This window comes from Ruegeria sp. AD5, assembly GCF_056542345.1.
Map to the genome: position 1 here is coordinate 238,189 of NZ_JBQFZR010000002.1, position 20,605 is coordinate 258,793.

The following is a 20,605-nucleotide window of genomic DNA, read 5'->3' on the forward strand; positions in this document are numbered from 1 at the left end:
GCTTAGAGAGGACGGACCTTGAGGGCCGTGATCCTGTTGCCTTCGCGGGCCGTGACCTCAAACCGGAAACCGTGGAACGAGAATACTTGGCCCACAATGGGGATCATCTGAGCCTCGTGGATCACCAACCCGGCCAGCGTGTTGGCTTCTTCATCCGGCAGCGACCAGTCAAGCGCGCGGTTTGCGTCGCGGATGGTCATCGCGCCTTCGACCAGATACTGGCCGTCGTCAGATCGGGTAACGGGGACATCTTCGTCGATGTCGAACTCATCTGCGATCTCGCCCACGATCTCTTCCAGAATATCTTCCAGCGTGATCAGTCCGCGCAGCGATCCGTATTCGTCGACAACCAAGGCAAAATGGCTGTGCATCCTAAGAAACTCACGCATCTGGTCGTCCAGGGTGGTGGTTTCGGGCACGAAATAAGGATCGTTGGCAACCTTCGCGATGTCGAAATTCTTAAGCCGCTCTGGATCACCATCCGCGCCACCTACCTGCGCATACATTGCGCGAAACAGGTCTTTGGCGTGCACGACACCCACGATGTTTTCCTGTTCTTCACGGAACACAGGCAGGCGGGTGTGCGGGCTTTCCAGACATTGTTTCAAGATCGCTTCGGGTTCGTCATCCGCATCGATCATCTCAATATTCGAGCGATGAAGCATGATCTCTTCCACCGCGCGGTCGCCAAGATCGAGCGCGCCCAGAATACGGTCGCGATCTTCTTTTTCGACCACACCTTCGGAATGGCCCAGTTGCAATGCGCCAGCGATTTCTTCACGGACTGCAAGGATGTTGCTATCAGGGTCGATCTGTACGCCGAACAGGCGCAATACACCGCGCACCAGCAGTCGGACGGCAGCCACCACCGGAGAGAACACCGTTACGACGACGCTGATAACGGGTGCCACCAAGGCGGCGGCTTTTTCAGCGTTGGTAATCGCGTAGGTCTTGGGCAGCACCTCGGCAAAGATCAGCACCAGAAGGGTCATCACGAGCGTCGCCAGCGCCACACCGCTTTCGCCGAACAGTCGGGTAAACAGGGCGGTCGCCAACGAAGCGGCAAGGATGTTGACAAGGTTGTTGCCGAGAAGGACCGAGCCGATCAGACGTTCGTTATCATCGGTGATTTCCAGCGCTTTTTTCGCCCCGCGCGAGCCTTTGTCAGCCTGCGCTCTCAGCTTGCCGCGCGATGATGCGGTCAGCGCAGTTTCAGAGCCCGAGAAAAAGCCCGATAGGACAAGGAGAAGAAGAATGGATCCTGTCGTGATCCAGAATGCGCCATCAAGCAGAGAAGGAGTGGGTTCCATTGGTCCTAGGTTGTTCGTGTTGCTGCATTCGTTATGGGGGTGTGGGCCCGACCAATCAAGGGGTTAGCCCTGATCTGTGGTGTCGTCTTTGGCCAGCGGGTGGTGTTCCAACACCAGTTCCGACAGGCGTTCATCCAGAACATGCGTATAGATCTCGGTCGTCGCCACATCTGCATGGCCCAACAGCGTCTGGATCGATCGCAGATCCGCGCCATTGGCAAGCAGGTGCGTCGCAAACGCATGGCGTAGCGTGTGAGGTGTGACTTTTTCAGGCGAAACACCGCCTTCGATCGCCAGTTCCTTGACCAGCAGAAAGAAGCGATGCCGCGTCAAGTGCCCGGACTTCCCGCGCGACGGGAACAGGAAACGCGACGCTTGCCCCCCTTTGGAAATGGCTTTTTCCTCGGCCGTATCGCGGGCTTGCAGCCAGTCTGCCAACGCCTCGCGGGCAGGGGGGGACAGCGGAACCATCCGTTCTTTTCCACCTTTGCCGAGGACCAGCAGCATGCGGGGATCACCTCTGGCCGAACTGACCGGCAGCGATACCAGCTCTGTCACCCGCATTCCCGTCGCATAGAGCAGTTCCATCAGGCACGTGTTGCGGGTTTTGTCTGCGACGGAGCGGCCCGTGCGCCGCGCTGCTGCAAGCAGGCGGTCAACTTCGGGCACGTCCAGTGTCTTAGGCAATCGCTTGGGGCGCCCTGGTCCCTTGATCTGGATGGCCGGGTTGCTTTCGCGCCAGCCTTCTTCGAAAGCAAATCGATACAATTGTTTGATCGCCGACAACCGCCGTGCCCTTGTCGAGCGCGACAGGCCCTGCGCATCGCAATCGATCAGGTAACCTTCGATCCGATCGCGATCCGCTTCGGAAAAGCCCGATTTCCGACGCGTCAACCAATCAGAGAAATCTTTCAGATCCCGGCCATAGGCGAGCAGGGTGTTGGTGGCGGCGCCAAGCTCAGCAGCTTGCGCTTCGAGGAAGGTGGAAACCCACAGCTCCTGAGACGCGGGCGCGGTCATGCTCAAGCCCCGTTCAAGATCATCAATTGCAAGGCGGCCCGACGTGCGGTGTCTTCAAGACCCACGCGGCGGAACGCAGCGATTGCAGCGGTCAGGTCGACCAGATTGCCGCGCGCGCCATGGGCGAACAATTGCATCGTTTCCAGAATGGCTTCGCCCAATTGATCGTTGCTCAGAAGCCCGTCGATATCCGAAGGGATGGGCGCGGACCAGGCAAAGCCCTGCGAAATGGCATCCGCCAGAGGGGTTGGTGACGGTGCGCGCTGCGGATCGCCCTGCGCCAGGGCGGCCAGAAACATATTCGCATCGGAACCTTCGGGCACATCTTGCGCCGCGTCTTCATAAAGCTCGGACAACAGCAGAATACGCCACCGCAGATTCTCGGCGGCCGAACCAGATAGTTTCATTGCTGCCAGACGCGGGGCAAAAAGTTCGGCAAACGGAACCTCAAGCCCGACGGTTTTCATCTGAGCCCAGACCTCAACAAGAGTTTTGGAAACCGCCTCGGGATTTCCGGTTTCCAATGCGGTTTCGAACCGTTGGATGGCGGCCACGCGATCCCACACGGCGCCCGAAGCAGCCGGCGAACGTTCGGTATATAGGCCAAGCAACTGATTGGGTGTCAGCGCCCCAATCCGCGTCAATCGTTCAGCAGCTTCGACCTGGGCTTTCCAGCCCGCCACATCGCGCAGATCGGCATTGGCGAACGCCCGTGGCAGTGAAGCCGTGGGCAAACGTTCACCAATGGCTTCGAACAGACGGAACGTAAGCGGATTCGGGTCTTCGGGCTGAGGAAGATACTCAGCCCCTTCGAACAATTCCGGGCTGAGAAAGCGATCGAGCAACGCAAGCTGGTCTTCGGGCAGCACCTGCAGCGCATGAGCGGCTTCGAGTGTCAGAGCAGCTGACGCCCAATCTCCACGACGGGCCTTGCAGAATATTTGCGCTGCGTAATCCCGAGACAAATTCGGCTGCGCGATCAGCGCCGTACAACTCCGGTCTTCGTCACCCGTCAGCAACGTCGCATCGAACCAGCGTTTGAAACGAGCTTGCGTATCGGTCGGACCGGCCAGTTGAACCAGAGACTGTACCGGATCGGATGCGCCCAATTGCATAAGGCGGTCCAGTCGCGCCATAAGCAATTTGTCTTCTGCCTGTCCTCCGCTTGGGGGACGTGCCTCGGAAAGGAGCAGGGTGAACAGCAGCCGTTGCATTGCGGGGTTGGACTTGACCCGCACCTGCCCGATCAGTTCCGCCAGACGATCCGCATCGCTGTTCTGCCACAAGTTGACCGGCAGACCCGTGACGGAAGAGGCCACCAAACCCAGCGGAGGCGACAGCGCCTCAAGCGGGGTGACCTGCACGTCCGGCTGTAACCCTGTCTGGGTGACAGGTGGCTCTAATAGCACTGTGCCCGGCAGATTCTCAGGCGGGTCGGTCAGCCAGTCGATGATCGACAAGGGCTCAGTCGATTGTGCCTGCGCAGTTCCGGCCAGAAAAAGCGCCAGAAGAGAAGTCTTAGTCGGCATTCAAGATGACCGGTTCGCGGACTTCACTTTGAGGAGCGGAAAAGTCCGCACCAAAATACGGCCCGACATAGGCATACCCAACCAGCCCGATGAAACACAGGCAGATGAGGTAAATCAGGAACTTGATCAAACGGCCCATGGGTGAACGCTGCCTCAATTTTTGCTTTTGCCCAAGTTATAACTAGCATTTTTCTTAAGATCACGTCATTCACGACGAAATGAGCGAAATTAAGCATAACACGGTGCGTTCCGACACAGCGGCGCAGTTTCAACTGCACAAAACCGTCGTTTTGGTCGGAATGATGGGGGCTGGAAAGACTGCGGTGGGCCGGGCTCTGGCGGCTCGGCTCGGCGTTCCCTTTCTCGATAGCGATTCCGAGATCGAATCGGCGGCCAACATGACCATCCCCGAGATCTTTGCCCGCGATGGTGAGGCGTTCTTTCGCAGCAAGGAAAGTCAGATCATCGGGCGGCTTCTGGACGAGGAAAAAGGCATCCTGTCGACTGGAGGCGGCGCGTTTCTGGCAGACGGCAATCGAAAAATGATCTCAGATCGCGGTGCATCTGTGTGGTTGCGGGCCGATCTGAACGTGTTGTGGAATCGCGTCAAACATAAAGACACGCGCCCGTTGCTGCGTACGGCAGACCCGTATGCAACGTTGCGCGGTTTGTACGAGGCGCGCGTGCCGATCTATGAGCAGGCCGATCTGGTGGCTGACTCAGATGGCGAAACCGCAATCGAAGATATGGTGGATCGGGTGATCGCTGCATTGGTGACGCGCCCTGATATTTTGGAACGAATTTAATGCATCAAACCGTACATGTTGATCTGGCCGAGCGTTCTTATGATGTAGAGATCGGCCCCGGCCTTTTGGCGCAATCTGGGGAACGGATTGCTCCACTGATAAAGCGTAAGCGTGTCGCGGTTCTGACGGATGAGACTGTCGCGGGCCTGCATCTGGATGCACTGCGTGAAGGCCTGGCCTCAGCCGGGATCGAGATGAATGCTCTGGCATTGCCAGCGGGTGAGGCCACCAAAAGCTGGCCGCATTTTGAGCGCGCGGTAGAATGGTTGCTGGCGGAGAAGGTCGAACGGAACGACATCGTCGTTGCGCTAGGTGGGGGTGTGATCGGTGATCTGGCGGGATTTGCTGCAGCAGTGATGCGGCGCGGGGTGCGCTTTGTTCAGATACCGACCTCGCTGCTAGCACAGGTCGACAGCTCGGTTGGCGGCAAGACCGGGATCAATGCGCCACAGGGCAAGAACCTGATTGGAGCGTTTCACCAGCCGTCACTGGTGTTGGCCGACACGGACGTGCTGGGCACGTTACAGACGCGGGACTTTCTCGCTGGATATGGCGAAGTCGTCAAATATGGACTGTTGGGCGATGCCCAGTTCTTTGAGTGGCTTGAAGATAACGGGCCTCTGTTAGCATCCGGCGACATGGCTGCGCGCGTGCAGGCCGTCACACGCTCGGTTCAGATGAAGGCCGATATCGTCGCGCATGACGAGACCGAGCAGGGCGACCGGGCGCTGCTCAATCTGGGTCATACTTTCTGCCACGCGCTTGAGGCTGCAACCGATTATTCTGATCGATTGCTACACGGTGAAGGTGTCGCCATCGGCTGTGCGCTGGCGTTTGAAACTTCTTCTCGGTTGGGGCTTTGCCCGCAAGAAGATCCAAGCCGTGTCAGGGCGCATTTGCGCGCCATGGGCATGAAGACTGATCTGGCCGATATTCCGGGTGAACTGCCGGATGCAGAAACATTGGTCGATCTGATGGCGCAGGACAAAAAGGTCGTGGATGGCCAGTTGCGTTTCATTATGGCACGAGGCATCGGGCAGGCATTCGTCACTTCAGAAGTGCCGCGCGAGACAGTGGTCTCGGTGCTTGATGATGCGCTGGCCGCCTGCTGAGATTCAGCGCCCCTGGATTACCATCAGCTCGCCGATGTTTTCGCGGGTGATATAGCCAACCATGTGTCCCGATTTGGTACAAACAGCAATTGCGGGTGCACCTTTATGCAGGCCATTCAGAACTTGGTCCAATCCGCTGGTGAGTGCGACTTGTGGTATGTTCTTATCCATAATCGACGCTGCAGGCTCGGATCGGGGATGGTCGCTTGCTAACGCTGCGAACAGTCGGTCACGGGTGACAAAACCCAAAAGGCTGCCATCCTCGGCCAAGACCGGAAACTCGTGCTGGGTCGTATGAATGACCGCTTGAGCCGCCGTCGCCAACGTATCATCGGGCGACAACGCCTTGAACTCGGTGATCATCGCATCCCGGGCCTTCACACGCCGCGCAACCGAGCGTAGCGCAACGTCTTGGTTTTCGGAATTCGCGGCAATGAAGACAAAGACGGCGATCAGAACCAGTATCGGGTTGCCAGAGGTCAGCCCCAGAAAACCAAGCCCTACCGCTACGATCTGACCGCCAAGGGCGGCGATCCGCGTTGCCTTGGCACGTTCCATCTTCATACATAGCAAGGCGCGGAATACACGCCCGCCGTCCATCGGAAATGCCGGGATCATGTTGAAGGCCGCCAGCAGCAGATTCACATAGGCCAGACGGCTCAGTAGGTTTGTGCCTGCCGAGTCGATCTGGGCCAGCGATCCAAGTTGTATCCCCGCGCCTAAAACCACGAGGATGGCCCAGATGACGACGTTTACGGCCGGGCCTGCTAAGGCGACCCAAACCTCCTGCATCGGTTTTTCTGGCATCCGCTCAAGACGTGCCAGTCCACCGATTGGCAGCAAAGTGATATCTGGGGTGCGAATCCCGTATCGCCTTGCCATTAGCGCGTGACCGAATTCATGCGCCACGACACAGGCAAACAAAGCCAGAACGAACAGGATGTTGTTGAGCGCAGCGGGCCAACCGCCGCTGGAATACGCTGCAAAACCAACCCAGGCGAGCAGCAGGAAGAAGGTGACATGGACCCTCAGTTCCGAGCCGAGCAATCGGCCAAGTGAGAAGGACCATGCCATGTTGTTTCTCCGTTTGGTTTAGAACGGAATCTCGTCGTCATCGATGCCGCCGGATGCAGGGGCAGGGGCGCTGGACTGACCGCCATAGGGTTCACCATAGCCTCCTCCGGCCTGACCACCGCCATAGCCACCACCGCCGCCACCGCCTTCTCCGCGGGCATCCAGCATAGTCAGCTCGCTGCGATAAGGGCGCAGGACAACCTCAGTCGAATAGCGATCCTGCCCCGACTGATCCTGCCACTTGCGGGTCTCTAACTGGCCCTCGACATAGACTTTGCTGCCTTTACGCAAATACTGCTCGGCAACGCGAACCAGAGGTTCCGAGAAGATGGCGACTGTGTGCCATTGGGTTCGATCCCGACGCTCACCAGTGTTGCGGTCTTTCCATGTCTCTGACGTTGCGATGCGCAGGTTGCACACCTTACCACCGTTCTGGAACGACCGCACCTCGGGGTCGGCACCGAGATTGCCGATCAGAATGACCTTGTTGACTGAACCCGCCATATATTCCCTCGTTTTACTCTGACTGGATGGCGCCCGAATCTGGCGCTGTATTCTGGTGCTGACCCTATACGGGCTACGACTTGGTTGAAACATGATTGATCGTGCAACGCTGAGTAGGAAAACATTAGGACTGTCTTAACCAAGCTTTCATTTCCGGCTGATTTAACTATAATCTGATTGGTTGTTGAGGGTGCAGGATTGGCATTAATGCGTTTTCTGGTCGGCGGTATCTCGGTATTGGGTCTTTGTCTGACGTCGTTCGCGACGCAGGCAGAAACGCTGTCCACCAAGAATCGCAAGGCGATATTCCTCAAGCAATCCAAGGTTTTGGATAATCGGGCCGCTACGCAATATCGCGGCTCTGAACGGCTTAAACCCAAGACCGAGCGTGGGAAATTCGTCAAGCGTTACTCTGGTAACTATCGAGGCCAGTATCTGGATCATGCCAGAAAAGCAGCGCGGCAACATAACGTGCCGGAAGAACTTTTCCTGCGACTTGTTCAACAAGAAAGCGGGTGGAACCCGAATGCCAAATCCCACAAAGGGGCCTTGGGTCTTGCGCAACTGATGCCCCAGACCGCGCGGCTGCTTGGCGTCAATCCGCACGATCCGATCCAGAATCTGGAGGGTGGTGCGCGTTATCTTTCCTGGCAATACCGCAAGTTCAAGTCCTGGCGCCTTGCACTGGCAGCTTACAATGCAGGGCCCAAAGCAGTTGAAAAGCACGGCGGAATTCCACCCTACAAGGAAACCCAGAACTACGTAAAAGTGATCTGGGGGGGCTAGCTGCGCCGCAGCGTGTCTGTTTCTTGATCTACCGCCAAACGCTGTCCTAGTCTGATTGGATAACTTTTCGGACTGGTGCGTATTGCGATGATCCAAGATCGACCCAACATACCGCCCGAAACAATGGCGAACTGGCAGCGTTTGGTCGACCTTGTTTCGCAGCTGGCCGATGTGCCCGCCACTTTGATCATGAAGACCGAAGCGCCGGATCATGCGGTTCTGATCACATCGGATCATCCAGAAAACCCATACCCGGTCGGCATGAATTTTCGACTGAACCCGAAGCTCTATTGTCAGGGCGTTCTGGAACGCGACGGCGAATTTGTTGTCGAGGACGCAACCTGTGACCCGGCTTGGAGCGACAATGAGGACATGGAGCATGGAATGTCCTTCTATATCGGTTTTCCGCTGAAGTGGCCGGATGGTTCGGTATTCGGAACAATCTGCGTCTTGGACCGTCACCGCAATCGCCGAGCCTTGTTGTTTCGTGAAGGTTTGGCACAGTTTGCGCGCATGGTTGAATCGGATTTGACTTTGATCCAAGAGGTTTACCTGCGCCGAGCGCTGGAAGTGAAGTTGAATGAAACTCTGGCGCAACTGGAGCACCGCGTTGCGGCGAGGACGCGGGAGCTGCAGGAAACAAACACCGCGCTACGGGTGCTGTTGACCAGTTTGGACGACGATCGGAAAGACCGGGATCAGGATATCGTAGATCAGGTTCGCACGATGGTGTTGCCATATCTGGACAAGTTGCGCGGGCTATTGACCGAAGGCGACGCCTCGCAAGTTTATCTGGAATTGGCCGAGCGTAATCTGCAAGAGATTACTTCAATGATTTCCGACAAGCTTTCGGATGCGTTTTCGGTCATGACGCCGACCGAGATCGAAATTGCTCAGCTGGTCATGTCGGGCAAAACCACGAAAGATATCGCCCGGGCGATGTCGCGCGAAACTTCTACAATTGATTTTCATCGTAACAATATTCGTCGAAAACTTGGCCTCGAAGGCCGTGACCAGAACTTGCGAAGCCATCTTTTGTCGATTTCGTGATTTCTGAATATGGGGATTTCCCCCATATTCCCCCCCGATTTTTCTGATCTGAGCAACCTGTGCCACGCGCGCTAGGCTGGTCGCAAGGGTGCGGACCAAGCCGGGCCTTTTCAACTCGGGAGGATAAAAAATGGATCGCAAAGATCTGAAACCCACAATTCTAAACGGAGAACGCGACACATTGGCAAGTGGTCTGTCGCGTCGATCGTTCTTTATGGCTGCCGGGGCCGCCGGTGTCGGTGCAGGGGCCTCACTGTTGGGTAGCAAACCGGCCGAGGCGCAATCGCAGGCCTGGCTGCAGCCTGGCAATAATAACCACGTAATCGATCTACAGGGCTCGACTGGTCAGGCAAGCACGGGAGCGGTTGGAATCGATTATTACGGTCACTGCGCGATTAAAATCACCTCTCCAAACGGAGCGACCGTGTTGTTTGATCCTTGGCGCGATGATCCCTCCGGCGCATGGGGCCTGTGGTTCCGCAACGAGTTCCCGCAGATCCCAGTTGATATCACTATGTCCACTCATGCTCATTTTGACCATGACGCTATCGAGCGGCCAAGTTCCACAATGGTTTTAGACAGGATGGCGGGCAATTTTGAATTTGCTGATCTTAAGATCACAGGTTTTGCTGACAAACATGCCTGCGTTGCGCCGGGTTGGTACGAATGGACCAACGCCTTGGCCGAGTTTGGCGCGGAAGCTTGTCCGCCCAACAACGTCGGACATATGGATATGGTGGTCTACCTTGTCGAAACCGGAGGCATTCGCACCTTGATCTGGGGCGACAACCGCCACAATCCGCCTCAGGAGTTCTGGGATGCTATAGGACAGGTAGACGTGCTGACTTTGCCCGTCGACGGATCGGAACACATCCTTAGCTTCGATCAGGGCAAGGATATTGTCGCCAAGCTCAAGCCCAAGATCATCATCCCGACGCACTACCTCAATGAGGTTACGTCATACACGCTTACGACGCTGCAGGCCGCAGACGATTGGGTCAAAAGCCAGCAGAGTTACAAGATGCTCGACAGCGCCAGTCTCAAACTGGAAGCCGGAGATGTGGCGGGTATGAACCAGGAGTTCATGCACTTCGGCAACAACGTGATGACGGGCTGATTACGATCAGAAACTGCCACTCACCCACGACCTGCGTCGCCTGTCTCCCCACTAAACGTGACGCAAATTGAAAGGGCCGGTCTTTGACCGGCCCTTTTCTTTCGTTTGCGCGGATTTATTCGGCCGCAATTTTGATAACCGGCTCCATTTTGGCCAGAATGTCTTCGGCAAGGTGACATTTCACCTGATGACCATCCGCAAGTGTTTGCACCGGAGGCACATGGGATTCGCATCGCCCATCCGGCACTTCTGATTTCCAACGACAGCGTGTTTGGAACGGGCAACCCGGCGGCGGGTTCATGGCCGAGGGGATATCGCCCTCAAGCACGATGTGCTGCTTTTCGATCGATGTGTCCGCGATTGGAACCGCACTTAGCAATGCCTCAGTGTAGGGATGATAGGGTGGGCTAAAGACCTGATCGGTGGTGCCCAGTTCAACCACATGCCCCAGATACATCACCATTACACGGTCACTGAGATAGCGCACGATTGAAAGGTCGTGACTGATGAACAGCAGCGTGGTTTTGTGCTCGCGCTGAATCTCCATCAACAGGTCCGTAACGGCAGCTTGTACGGATACGTCCAGCGCCGAAACCGGTTCATCCGCAACCACGATCCGTGCATCACCGGCAAATGCGCGGGCGATACCGACGCGCTGCTTCTGACCGCCTGAAAGTTGGCGTGGCATCCTGTCCGCGAAGGCGCGGGGCAATTTCACGAGATCCAGCAGTTCCAGCATCCGCTTCTTGCGATCCGCCTCGGAGTCACCGACACCAAAGATTTCCAGCGCCCGGATAATTTGACGGCCTACGGTCATCGACGGGTTCAGCGTGTCGAACGGGTTCTGAAACACCATCTGCACTTCGCCAACGGTCTTGGCGTCGCGTTCTTCGATGGGCACGTCCTCGATATTGCGATTGTCCAGCAGGATCTGCCCGTCGGTGGCCGTTTCCAGCCCCATCAAGACCTTCGCAAAAGTGGATTTGCCGCAACCGGATTCGCCGACAATGGCAAGCGTCTCGGATTCATGCGCTTCAAAGCTTAGCGTCTCATTGGCCTTGACCACTTTGGTCTCACCACCGCCGAACAATGCATTCGCAGCCACCTCATAGTATTTCTTGAGGTTATCCATTTTCAGAACAGTCCGGCCAATCTCGCCTTTCTCTTTCTGCTCACCAACGGTGATTGGCGCGTTCCAGTCGATTTCCTGGAATTTCAAGCATCGCGTATGGTGTCGGTCGTTGCCCGGTACCGCCTCCATCAGGATATCCTTGGCGTCACAGCGGCCTTCTTCGAAATAGTCGCAGCGCGGACCAAAGTTACATCCCGGAGGCCGCTCATGGGGCAGGGGAAAGTTCCCAGGTATGGCGACCAGTGGGCGCGAGTTCTTGTCGGCGCCCGGCAGCGGGATCGAGCGGAACAGCGCCTGCGTATACGGGTGCTGCATCTCGTCGAATACATCCTTGATCGAGCCACGCTCGACGGCCTCACCTGAATACATCACGCACAGCCGGTCGCAGGTTTCCAGCACCAGACCCAGATTGTGCGAAATGAACAGCATCGAGGTGCCGTATTTCTTGCCCAGATCCTTGACCAACTCGACCACGGCGGCCTCGACCGTCACGTCCAGAGCGGTTGTTGGCTCATCCAAGATCAACAAGGCAGGTTTCGACATCAGCGCCATCGCAATCACGATCCGCTGCTGCTGACCGCCTGACAGCTGATGCGGGAACGAGTTCAGCATCCGCTCAGGGTCGGGCAGGCGTACATCGGTGACCACTTCCAACGCACGAGCATAGGCCTCTTCTGCACCAACACCCTCATGAATCATTGGCACTTCCATCAGCTGTTTGCCGATCTTCATCGCCGGATTCAGCGATGCCATCGGCTCCTGGTAGATCATCGCGATTTCATTGCCACGAATGTCGCGCAGCTCCTCAGTGGTCATTTCACCCAGATCACGCCCCTTGAACTTGATCGAGCCACCGACGATGCGGCCATTCTTGCCCAAATCCTGCATGACACCCAACGCTACGGTAGATTTCCCACAACCTGATTCACCCACCAGACCGACGGCTTCGCCGGGTTGCACACTGACCGAGAAATCCATCACGGCAGGGATCTCACGAAGGCGGGTAAAGAAGGAAATCGAAAGCTTGTCGATCTCCAGGATTGGCCCGTCATAATCCGCCAGTTTGTTCATCTTATTACTCCTCGCGAGAGTCCGGGGGTTCCCCTTCATCTGGCTAAAAATATCTCGGGGGTCCGGGGGCAGAGCCCCCGGCCTCGATCACAATCAGTCCTTCAGACTTTCTTCGCGCAGACCATCCGCCAGCAGGTTCAAGCCAAGAACCAGCGACAGCAATGCCAGCGCGGGCGGCAGTGCGGGATGTAGATAGATCGACAGAAGCTTGCGCCCCTCGTTGATCGTCGAGCCCCAGTCGGGGCTTTCCGGTGGCAGCCCCAGCCCGAAGAAACCCAAGGTTCCAAGCAGGATGGTCGTGTAGCCGATGCGCAGGCAGAAATCGACGATCAGCGGGCCACGCGCGTTGGGCAGGATTTCCCACAGCATGATGTACCATGGACCCTCGCCGCGCGTTTGGGCCGCAGCCACATAGTCGCGAGTTTTGATGTCCAGCGCCAGTCCGCGTACGATGCGGAACACGGTCGGAGAGTTCACGAAGACCACCGAGACGAACACCACCAGAATACCGCCTGGAATATCGAACAGATCAAGGTAGGTCGGCAGACCCCAGATGCGGTAGCTGTCGGTGTTGATGATGTAGCCACCGGTCGAAATCAGCGACAGGTAGAGCCAGAGCGCAACACCCAGAACGCCGATCAACAAAGGCGTTCGAAAACTGGGACGCGTATAGAAACGCGAATTCAGCAGAACGCCGAGGAAGATGATCGGGAACACGAATAGGATCGCCGCCATATAGTTCGGCACGCCGGTCGCTACGATCTCGGGCGTGACCAAAAGGTAGAACAGCAAGATAACGGGAAAAGCCAGGATCAGGTTCGCGAGGAATGACAGGAGCGTATCCAGACGCCCGCCATAGTAGCCTGCGGGTAAACCCAGAGTGATACCGACCATGAAGGCAAACATCGTCGCCAGCGGCGCGATCTGCACGACGATCCAAGCACCTTTAACCATACGGCTAAAGACGTCGCGCGCGAGGTTATCTCCACCCAGCAAATACCAAGCGTATTGACCGTCCTCCAGATTGGGAAGCGGGGTGCCCGGCACCTTGTTCTTCATACCCGAGACCTGCGATAGGGGATCGTGGGTTACGATCAGATCGAGTGCGCCAAATATGCCGGTGAACACCCAGAACATCACAAGGCCAAAGCCGATCATCCCAATGGGGCTGTCGAACAGCTTGCCATAAAGGCCCAGCTTGCGCTTGAACGCAATCGACATCGCATAAAGGATGATCAGCGACAGCCAGACGGGCAGAAACTGCTGAGAGATAGCGCCGATGATGCCAGCACTGGTCCCCATCAGGATGCCAAGGACAATGTACGCCACCGCGATTCCCACACTTGCCAAAAAGCTATAGCGCAGCGCCGATTGTATCAGGATTCTCAGGCCAGAGCTCGAAATGAGCGTCCCATCGGCATTCACAATCATCTGATCTTCGGGCAGCACGATACTTGCCAGCATCCAGACAACGATGGACAAAAGCATCAGTCCCAACGCAATCATCAACAGCGGGTTCAGGAAGGCGATAGAGCCGGTCCAGGTAAGTGGTTCCATGATCTATCCCTCCTTACGAAATGCGGATGCGCGGGTTGAGGTAGACATAGCCGATATCCGAGATCAGCTGCGTCACCAGCACCACAAAGACCGACACGACCGAGATCGCCAGCAGCAGCTGGATGTCATTGTTGCCCGCTGCCTGTACAAGCGCCCAGCCAAAGCCCTTGTAGTTAAACAGGGTCTCGACGATCACGACACCATTCAGCAGCCATGGGAACTGCAGCATAATGACTGTAAAGGGCGCGATAAGCGCGTTGCGCAGCGCGTGTTTCATGACGATATTCGGGAATGACACGCCTTTCAGACGCGCCGTCCTGATGTATTGCGCCGTCATCACCTCGGTCATTGAGGCGCGGGTCATCCGGGCGATATAGCCCATCCCGTAAAGCGCGATGGTCAACACTGGTAGGAAGAAATTCTCAAATGTCGGGTTCTCCATCGCCTGAGTGGCGGTGCCTTTGAACCATTTGAGTCCGACGGCGGAGGATGTGAAGATCGCTATGAAGATAACGCCCGAGACGTATTCTGGGGTCGCCGTCGTCGTGATGGCAAAGGTTGAAAGCGTCCGGTCAGTGGCCGAACCTTCCTTCATCCCGGCCAGGATGCCCAGAATGAGTGCCGAAGGGACCATCAGCAGCATCACCCAGAACATCAGCCGTCCGGTCAGTGCCAGCCGGTTGCCAACAACGGTAGAGACCTCTTCCTTGAAGACAGTTGAATATCCCCAGTACCCCTGCAGGATACCGCAGAAATTCGGAGATTCCTCGGCAGTTTTGCCTGGCAGGATACATCTACCCTGAACGGTTCCGTCCTCATTTGTGTGTCTGAACGAGGGCAGGACACCCAGCCATTCACCGTATTTGATCGGCGTGGACTGGAGGTAGCCGTTTTTCTCTAGATAGCTTTCGACCTGTTCATCAGACATCCGGAAATTGCCCTGCGTCTTCGCAAGCTTTTCCAGGTTCGGGTAGAGATTGGTAAGGAAGAAGACCAGGAATGTCAGGCACAACGCTGTAAGCAGCATAATCCCCACACGCCTTAGAATGAAAAGTCCCATGTTAGCCCCTGTTGATCGGCTGGCGTGACAGGCATTTCGCCCCACGCGTTGCTATTATTCTGGTCGCCGTATTGAGGACGAAGGGCCGCGCCAGTTCGGCGCGGCCCTTGTAGGTTTCGGCTTAGGAAGTCAGGCCGAACTTATAAAGCTGCGGCAGGTCCGCAATGTGCTTTTCGACACCGACCATATTATCGCGGTGGTGACGCATCGCGGTCCGCCAATAGGGCTGGATGACCACGCCTTCGTCGATCATGATCGCCTGCAGTTTCGCCATCACCTCGCGGCGCATATCGACATCCGCGATCGAGTTCGCCTCGGCCAGCAGCTTGTCGAACTCTTCGTTGGCAAAACCAGATTCGTTCCAAGCGACACCCGACTTATACGCCAGTGCCAGAACCTGCGTGCCCAGCGGGCGGTGGTTCCAGTTGGTCGAGGAATACGGGTACTTGGTCCAGTCGTTCCAGAATGTCGAACCGGGCAGAACCGTGTGCTTTGCCTTGATGCCCGCATCGTTCAACTGAGCCACTACCGCAGCCGTGGTATTGCGACGCCAGTCATCGTCGATCGACTGCACTTCGTGTTCGAAATCGCCCATACCCGCTTCGTCCATCAGCGCCTTTGCGCCTGCCGGGTCGTAAGGGATACGCGTCACAGCCGAGTCGTACTCGGGGTGCATCGGGCCTACATGACAGTTGTCGGCAGTGATGCCGTAGCCGGACATGCCAAGTTCAAGGCAGACGGCGTTGTCGACTGCCATGGCAAGGGCCTGACGGACCCTCTTGTCGCCATAGATTTTGTTGCCATCGGCGTCTTCAGCCAGCTGGTTGGGGCGTATGACAATGGTAAAGCCCGATGGGATTTCCGAGCGGACAAGGCCAATACTGTCAAAGATGTCGACAAACTCGCCAACCGATTCCCAGTTCATATCGATCTCTTCGGCCTCATAGGCGGCCAGGAAAGCGGCAGGGTCAGTGCCATAATCGATGAATTCGATCCGGTCGATATAGCCGCCTTTACCAGCTTCGTAGCCCCACCAGTCAAAGCCTTCGTTGCGGACCAGAACGCCCTTAACGCCGACCTCATGGCTTTCGGGCATCATGAAACCCGTACCAACTGGGTTGGACAGCATATCATTTGCATCAAAGCTGCTGTGTACGATTGCACCCGGATAGTCTGCCATGCCGGGGATGATCGTGATATCCGGCGCGTTGCACTTCAGCTTGACTGTATGCGAGTCGACAACGGTGATGGCGCCATCTGCGGCTTTCTGAGTGCTCTCATCCATCAGTGAGGCCATGCGCGAGGCCATCGAGTTCCCTTCCAGAGACCCGTCGCACCAACCTTCGATATTGCGAGCTACGTCTTCGGCAGTGAAATCGTCACCATTGTTCCACTTCACACCTTTGCGGACGTTCAGCGTGTATTCAGTGGCGTCATCATTGGCTTCCCAGCTTTCCAGCAGCATGGGTTTGAACGAGCCGTCATTATTGTATTCGACAAGATATTCCAGCCAGCCAGCCGTGAAGGTTGCGATCTGCGTCCAGTCATATGTGCGCGGGTCTTTCAGTGCGCGCACTTCCATTTGATAGCGGATGGTGCCGCCACGCTGAGGTTCGGCAGCGGCTGCCGGTGATTGCAGGCCAATCATGCCATATGCCGTCGGTACAGCAACGCCCAGCGCGGTTACACGGGCCAGAAATTCACGACGGCTCAGATTGCCCTCACGATATTCCTTGGCGTGCATCTCTGCCGCCCAATGCATCGGCTTTCCGTTGATTGTCTGGTTTTCCATAGATGTCTCCCTGTGACACATAATTTTTTTTAGATTTCGTGTTTCTGATTGATAGAGCCGGGCACTACAGGGACCGTTTGGTCTCGGTTGGTAGGGCCACGGGCTTGGATTTACGATTTATCAACATCCCCATAGCCGCATTCGGCACCAGTTTTTTCCCTGCGTCAATGTTGGAAATCGTCATAGATGGTACAAAAACGACATCCGGGCAGAAAGTGAGGTTCGGAAAGTTTCAATGTGAAAGGAAACGAGACACGTTGTGACGGATAGATGGATACATATCTATCTCTCACCATGGTGCTGATTAAGGCGTTGTTATTTTGGGCTTTATCGTATCCGGCGGCTGCAACCTTCAACGCGCTGCGTCAAGGTGATGCCAGAACTTCATGCGCGCACGGAACCATGTGCGTTGGCGCTTGGCAAACTGACGTGTCGCGATCGTCGCTTTTTCGCGCGCCTCATCCAGTGTCATGCGGCCGTCCAGGTAGCCCATTAGCTCCGGAACGCCGATCGCTTTACAGGAGGGAAAAGAGGGGTCATAGCGATCGCGCATGGCCTCCACTTCCTCTATAGCTCCTTGGTCCAACATCAGGTCGAACCGTCGGTTGATGCGATCCAGCAGCCAGTCTTTTCTGGCGTCGAAAACAATCGGCACCGTGTTTTGAATATCCAGTATCGGGGCGGGGGTGTCAGCCTGCCAATCCGAAAGGGATCGCCCGGTTGCGTTCTGAACCTCCCAGGCGCGCTGAACACGCGCGCGGTTTTGGGTGTCGATCCTCTGCAGGGTCAGACCGTCCAAACCCGCGATTAGTTCTTGCAACGGCAACTTATCCGCGTGTTCCCGGATTTCCGGCGGGGTTGCGGGGATATCGGCCATCCCCTCGGTCAGAGCTGTGAAATACAGACCGGTCCCTCCGACGATTATCGGACGAGGGCGTTGCGACAGCATCGGCGTGACCTCTCGCAGCCAATGACCAGTCGAATAGGTCTGGTCATAGGCAACATGCCCATACAGACGGTGCGGTGCGCGGGCCTCATCCTCGGGCGAGGGGCGGGCCGAGATAATACGCCAGCAGTCATAGATTTGACTGGCATCGGCGTTGACAATCACGCCTCCGAAACGCTCGGCGATCAACAGCGCCAGCGCCGATTTACCCGAGGCAGTGGGCCCGGCGATCAATACAGGTTTGTCATCGGGAATCGACGGCAATTGCGCCAAAAGCCGGTTCTCAGAGTTGTCGGCCATGACTGGTTGCCCCGTTCCTGACTATCCGCATTGAACCTGCGGAGGTTTTGCTTCATTTTGCGCCGGAAAATAACCCCGTGCCAGCCCGGAGCGCAACATGAGCCTTTCCCCTTCCGTCGAGACCACCGAGACCCCAAAAACAACATATGACCGTGTCATGTTGAAGATTTCCGGCGAGGCGCTGATGGGAGATCAGGGATTCGGACTGCATCCGCCCACCGTTCAGCGCATCGCGCGAGAGGTCAAATCGGTTCATGATCTTGGTGTTGAGATTTGCATGGTCATCGGAGGTGGCAATATCTTCCGTGGTCTGTCTGGATCTGCGCAGGGGATGGAGCGTACGACAGCCGACTACATGGGCATGCTGGCGACTGTCATGAACGCGCTGGCGATGCAATCCGCTCTGGAGGGGGTAGGGGTCTTTACACGTGTAATTTCGGCCATTCGGATGGATGAGGTGTGCGAGCCCTACATTCGCCGCCGTGCTGTTCGTCACCTTGAGAAAAAGCGGGTTTGCATCTTTGCCGCAGGAACCGGGAACCCCTATTTCACCACCGATACCGCTGCGACTCTGCGCGCTAACGAAATGGCGTGTCAGGCGATCTTCATGGGCAAGAACGGTGTGGATGGCGTTTATGACAAAGACCCCAAGGTACACTCGGATGCAGTGCGCTATGATCAGGTTTCCTATGACGATGTTTTGGCCAAGCGGCTGCGCGTAATGGACGCATCGGCCATTGCGTTGGCGCGCGACAACAATCTGCCACTGATCGTCTTCGGTCTGGATGAACCCGGCGGGTTCCGCGGCATCCTGGCGGGTGAGGGGACTTATACCAAAGTTCAGGGCTAATGCTGATTTGAACAACACTGAGCCGGGCATCTCTGCCCGGGATTTTCCTACTTAAAAGAAACTAAGCCCCGCGTGGGCCAATGTCTTCGTCAGTGCACGCATTGCGTGGCGGCAAAAAATACCATTAACGCAATCACTTGACCCAACCTTCTACCTCTGGCTATCTGGCCGGGTCTGCTGGTGGTGATGGGGCCATCATGGGGGCTGCCGTCGATCCTTACCCGTTCCAAGGACCTGCGGCTGGGCTGGAAGACCTGCCTTGTTTTCGGGGATGTCCGGACTTTGCGCTGGCAACAACCCGGACTGTAGTGCATGATAAGGGAGAGAGATGCGATGGGCGCTCTTGATATTGAATTCGTTCGGGCACAGTTCCCGGCCTTTTCGGAACCCAGCCTTCAAGGACAGGCCTTTTTTGAGAATGCAGGTGGATCCTATACCTGCAAACCTGTGCTTGATCGGTTGAGCCGGTTCTACACCCAGCGAAAGGTTCAGCCCTACGCGCCCTATGAGGCGAGCCATGCGGGGGGCGTGGAAATGGACGAAGCACGAGCGCGACTTGCCGCGATATTGGGGGTGGAAACAGATGAGTTGAGCTTTGGCCCTTCGACGACGCAGAACACCTATGTACTGGCTCAGGCATTCCGGCAGTGGATGCAGCCGGGCGAAGCGATTGTCGTGACCAATCAGGACCACGAAGCAAACTCGGGGCCCTGGCGGCGATTGGCCGATGAGGGGATCGAAATTCGGGAATGGAAGATTGATCCGGAGAGTGGGTCTTTGAACCCGCAAGATTTGGAGAATTTGCTGGACGAGAAAGTGCGGCTGGTGTGCTTTCCGCATTGCTCGAATGTCGTTGGGGAAATCAACCCGGTCACCGAAATCACCGCGATCGCCCATGCTGCGGGTGCTTTTGCCTGTGTCGACGGGGTCTCTTACGCACCGCACGGGTTCCCCAATGTCGGTGATCTGGGCCCAGATATCTATCTGTTTTCCGCCTACAAAACCTATGGCCCGCACCAGGGTTGCATGGTTATTCGACGAGCTCTGGGTGAATTACTGCCCAACCAAGCGCATTATTTCAACGGCGACACTCTTTTTAAGCGGTTCACACCAGCCGGGCCTGACCATGCTCAGATCGCGGCCAGCGCAGGCATGGCGGACTATGTGGACCTACTTTGTGCCCATCATGGAGGACCGGAAACAGGAGCTTCGGCAAGGGGGTCCTTTGTGCATGATCTGATGCGGGAACACGAGGTCGCTTTATTGCAACCTCTGCTGGACGCGGTCAAAGACCGGAACGCTCTACGCCTGATCGGACCGTCTGATGCCAGTCGGCGCGCACCGACGGTAGCTTTAAGTCTGAATAAGAAGGCCGAGCCTGTTGCTGCCGAGCTTTCCAAACACGGTATCATGGGGGGTGGCGGTGATTTCTACGCACATCGCCCGTTGCAAGCGATGGGCGTTGACGCAGAACAAGGGGTCTTGCGCCTTAGCTTTACACACTACACCACTCGACAGGAAATTGATCAGCTTTTGGAGGCGCTTGACCGCGTTTTGTGATCCAGTTTCTGCGGCGCTTCGTAGTTCGA

The 20,605-nt window shown here is 56.6% G+C and carries 19 protein-coding genes; 8 read left to right on the plus strand and 11 right to left on the minus strand.

The annotated features are described in order from the left end of the window. Positions 1–2 precede the first annotated feature (2 nt). The 4 genes from ACR0JG_RS09700 to ACR0JG_RS09715 all read right to left on the minus strand — a co-directional run bounded on the left by ACR0JG_RS09700 (position 3) and on the right by ACR0JG_RS09715 (position 3,998). The gene (locus ACR0JG_RS09700) at positions 3–1,310 is read right to left on the minus strand and encodes an HlyC/CorC family transporter (protein WP_170393312.1); all 1,308 of its coding nucleotides are present in this window, start codon (positions 1,308–1,310) and stop codon (positions 3–5) included. A gap of 63 nt (positions 1,311–1,373) precedes the next feature. Then, positions 1,374–2,330, minus strand: coding sequence for a site-specific tyrosine recombinase XerD (locus tag ACR0JG_RS09705; protein ID WP_480569376.1), 957 nt, complete (start codon positions 2,328–2,330; stop codon positions 1,374–1,376). Positions 2,331–2,332: 2 nt separating this feature from the next. Then, positions 2,333–3,859, minus strand: coding sequence for a hypothetical protein (locus ACR0JG_RS09710; protein ID WP_480569379.1), 1,527 nt, complete (start codon positions 3,857–3,859; stop codon positions 2,333–2,335). Beyond that, entirely contained in the window at positions 3,849–3,998 is a 150-nt protein-coding gene (locus tag ACR0JG_RS09715; RefSeq protein ID WP_170510340.1) for a hypothetical protein, read from the minus strand. Before ACR0JG_RS09715 ends, ACR0JG_RS09710 begins: the two co-directional genes overlap by 11 nt. Positions 3,999–4,077: 79 nt before the next feature. Between ACR0JG_RS09715 and ACR0JG_RS09720 the strand changes: the two genes are divergently transcribed. Both ACR0JG_RS09720 and aroB read left to right on the plus strand, forming a co-directional pair. Continuing rightward, positions 4,078–4,665, plus strand: a complete 588-nt coding sequence (locus ACR0JG_RS09720; protein ID WP_170510337.1) for a shikimate kinase — start codon at positions 4,078–4,080, stop codon at positions 4,663–4,665. Continuing rightward, a complete protein-coding gene (gene aroB, locus ACR0JG_RS09725; RefSeq protein WP_480569382.1) occupies positions 4,665–5,777 on the plus strand; it encodes a 3-dehydroquinate synthase in 1,113 nt (370 codons plus the stop codon). Before ACR0JG_RS09720 ends, aroB begins: the two co-directional genes overlap by 1 nt. A 3-nt stretch (positions 5,778–5,780) precedes the next feature. On the opposite strand, the gene ACR0JG_RS09730 is transcribed toward aroB, so the two are convergent. Both ACR0JG_RS09730 and ssb read right to left on the minus strand, forming a co-directional pair. Then, positions 5,781–6,851, minus strand: coding sequence for a site-2 protease family protein (locus tag ACR0JG_RS09730; protein WP_170595835.1), 1,071 nt, complete (start codon positions 6,849–6,851; stop codon positions 5,781–5,783). Positions 6,852–6,869: 18 nt separating this feature from the next. Next, positions 6,870–7,355: a single-stranded DNA-binding protein gene (gene ssb, locus ACR0JG_RS09735; RefSeq protein ID WP_480569385.1), complete on the minus strand. Its 486-nt coding sequence runs from the start codon at positions 7,353–7,355 to the stop codon at positions 6,870–6,872. A 207-nt stretch (positions 7,356–7,562) separates the two neighbouring features. Between ssb and ACR0JG_RS09740 the strand changes: the two genes are divergently transcribed. From ACR0JG_RS09740 to ACR0JG_RS09750, 3 genes are all read left to right on the plus strand, one after another. After that, positions 7,563–8,141 carry a lytic transglycosylase domain-containing protein gene (locus ACR0JG_RS09740; RefSeq protein ID WP_170421251.1) on the plus strand — a complete coding sequence of 193 codons (579 nt, stop codon included), beginning with the start codon at positions 7,563–7,565 and terminating at the stop codon, positions 8,139–8,141. 87 nt (positions 8,142–8,228) lie between these two features. Then, positions 8,229–9,191 carry a LuxR C-terminal-related transcriptional regulator gene (locus ACR0JG_RS09745; protein WP_480569388.1) on the plus strand — a complete coding sequence of 321 codons (963 nt, stop codon included), beginning with the start codon at positions 8,229–8,231 and terminating at the stop codon, positions 9,189–9,191. A 130-nt stretch (positions 9,192–9,321) separates the two neighbouring features. After that, positions 9,322–10,308, plus strand: a complete 987-nt coding sequence (locus tag ACR0JG_RS09750; RefSeq protein ID WP_480569391.1) for an MBL fold metallo-hydrolase — start codon at positions 9,322–9,324, stop codon at positions 10,306–10,308. A gap of 115 nt (positions 10,309–10,423) precedes the next feature. Here the strand turns inward: ACR0JG_RS09750 and ACR0JG_RS09755 are convergent, their stop codons facing one another. From ACR0JG_RS09755 to miaA, 5 genes are all read right to left on the minus strand, one after another. Then, positions 10,424–12,511, minus strand: coding sequence for a dipeptide ABC transporter ATP-binding protein (locus tag ACR0JG_RS09755; RefSeq protein WP_170393301.1), 2,088 nt, complete (start codon positions 12,509–12,511; stop codon positions 10,424–10,426). 93 nt (positions 12,512–12,604) lie between these two features. Beyond that, entirely contained in the window at positions 12,605–14,068 is a 1,464-nt protein-coding gene (locus ACR0JG_RS09760; RefSeq protein ID WP_480569394.1) for an ABC transporter permease, read from the minus strand. 13 nt (positions 14,069–14,081) lie between these two features. Beyond that, positions 14,082–15,128: an ABC transporter permease gene (locus ACR0JG_RS09765; protein WP_170393299.1), complete on the minus strand. Its 1,047-nt coding sequence runs from the start codon at positions 15,126–15,128 to the stop codon at positions 14,082–14,084. Positions 15,129–15,249: 121 nt separating this feature from the next. Then, a complete protein-coding gene (locus ACR0JG_RS09770) occupies positions 15,250–16,920 on the minus strand; it encodes an ABC transporter substrate-binding protein (protein ID WP_170393298.1) in 1,671 nt (556 codons plus the stop codon). Positions 16,921–17,272: 352 nt separating this feature from the next. Further along, positions 17,273–18,166, minus strand: coding sequence for a tRNA (adenosine(37)-N6)-dimethylallyltransferase MiaA (gene miaA, locus ACR0JG_RS09775; protein ID WP_480569397.1), 894 nt, complete (start codon positions 18,164–18,166; stop codon positions 17,273–17,275). A gap of 97 nt (positions 18,167–18,263) precedes the next feature. On the opposite strand from miaA, the gene pyrH reads away from it, so the two are divergent. The 3 genes from pyrH (at position 18,264) to ACR0JG_RS09790 (ending at position 20,576) form a co-directional block, all read left to right on the plus strand. Next, positions 18,264–19,016 carry a UMP kinase gene (gene pyrH / locus ACR0JG_RS09780; RefSeq protein ID WP_480569400.1) on the plus strand — a complete coding sequence of 251 codons (753 nt, stop codon included), beginning with the start codon at positions 18,264–18,266 and terminating at the stop codon, positions 19,014–19,016. A 137-nt stretch (positions 19,017–19,153) separates the two neighbouring features. Further along, on the plus strand, positions 19,154–19,363 hold the full coding sequence (locus ACR0JG_RS09785; RefSeq protein WP_480569403.1) for a hypothetical protein: 210 nt from the start codon (positions 19,154–19,156) through the stop codon (positions 19,361–19,363). Beyond that, positions 19,350–20,576 carry an aminotransferase class V-fold PLP-dependent enzyme gene (locus ACR0JG_RS09790; protein WP_480569406.1) on the plus strand — a complete coding sequence of 409 codons (1,227 nt, stop codon included), beginning with the start codon at positions 19,350–19,352 and terminating at the stop codon, positions 20,574–20,576. The genes ACR0JG_RS09785 and ACR0JG_RS09790 overlap by 14 nt, the downstream gene beginning before the upstream one ends. Positions 20,577–20,605: the final 29 nt, after the last annotated feature.

Bases quoted from the DNA above. Each gene is read 5' to 3' on its own strand.
- ACR0JG_RS09700 (WP_170393312.1), bottom strand. From the start codon at position 1,310: ATGGAACCCACTCCTTCTCTGCTTGATGGCGCATTCTGGATCACGACA.
- ACR0JG_RS09705 (WP_480569376.1), bottom strand. From the start codon at position 2,330: ATGACCGCGCCCGCGTCTCAGGAGCTGTGGGTTTCCACCTTCCTCGAA.
- ACR0JG_RS09710 (WP_480569379.1), bottom strand. From the start codon at position 3,859: ATGCCGACTAAGACTTCTCTTCTGGCGCTTTTTCTGGCCGGAACTGCG.
- ACR0JG_RS09715 (WP_170510340.1), bottom strand. From the start codon at position 3,998: ATGGGCCGTTTGATCAAGTTCCTGATTTACCTCATCTGCCTGTGTTTC.
- ACR0JG_RS09720 (WP_170510337.1), top strand. From the start codon at position 4,078: ATGAGCGAAATTAAGCATAACACGGTGCGTTCCGACACAGCGGCGCAG.
- aroB (WP_480569382.1), top strand. From the start codon at position 4,665: ATGCATCAAACCGTACATGTTGATCTGGCCGAGCGTTCTTATGATGTA.
- ACR0JG_RS09730 (WP_170595835.1), bottom strand. From the start codon at position 6,851: ATGGCATGGTCCTTCTCACTTGGCCGATTGCTCGGCTCGGAACTGAGG.
- ssb (WP_480569385.1), bottom strand. From the start codon at position 7,355: ATGGCGGGTTCAGTCAACAAGGTCATTCTGATCGGCAATCTCGGTGCC.
- ACR0JG_RS09740 (WP_170421251.1), top strand. From the start codon at position 7,563: ATGCGTTTTCTGGTCGGCGGTATCTCGGTATTGGGTCTTTGTCTGACG.
- ACR0JG_RS09745 (WP_480569388.1), top strand. From the start codon at position 8,229: ATGATCCAAGATCGACCCAACATACCGCCCGAAACAATGGCGAACTGG.
- ACR0JG_RS09750 (WP_480569391.1), top strand. From the start codon at position 9,322: ATGGATCGCAAAGATCTGAAACCCACAATTCTAAACGGAGAACGCGAC.
- ACR0JG_RS09755 (WP_170393301.1), bottom strand. From the start codon at position 12,511: ATGAACAAACTGGCGGATTATGACGGGCCAATCCTGGAGATCGACAAG.
- ACR0JG_RS09760 (WP_480569394.1), bottom strand. From the start codon at position 14,068: ATGGAACCACTTACCTGGACCGGCTCTATCGCCTTCCTGAACCCGCTG.
- ACR0JG_RS09765 (WP_170393299.1), bottom strand. From the start codon at position 15,128: ATGGGACTTTTCATTCTAAGGCGTGTGGGGATTATGCTGCTTACAGCG.
- ACR0JG_RS09770 (WP_170393298.1), bottom strand. From the start codon at position 16,920: ATGGAAAACCAGACAATCAACGGAAAGCCGATGCATTGGGCGGCAGAG.
- miaA (WP_480569397.1), bottom strand. From the start codon at position 18,166: ATGGCCGACAACTCTGAGAACCGGCTTTTGGCGCAATTGCCGTCGATT.
- pyrH (WP_480569400.1), top strand. From the start codon at position 18,264: ATGAGCCTTTCCCCTTCCGTCGAGACCACCGAGACCCCAAAAACAACA.
- ACR0JG_RS09790 (WP_480569406.1), top strand. From the start codon at position 19,350: ATGGGCGCTCTTGATATTGAATTCGTTCGGGCACAGTTCCCGGCCTTT.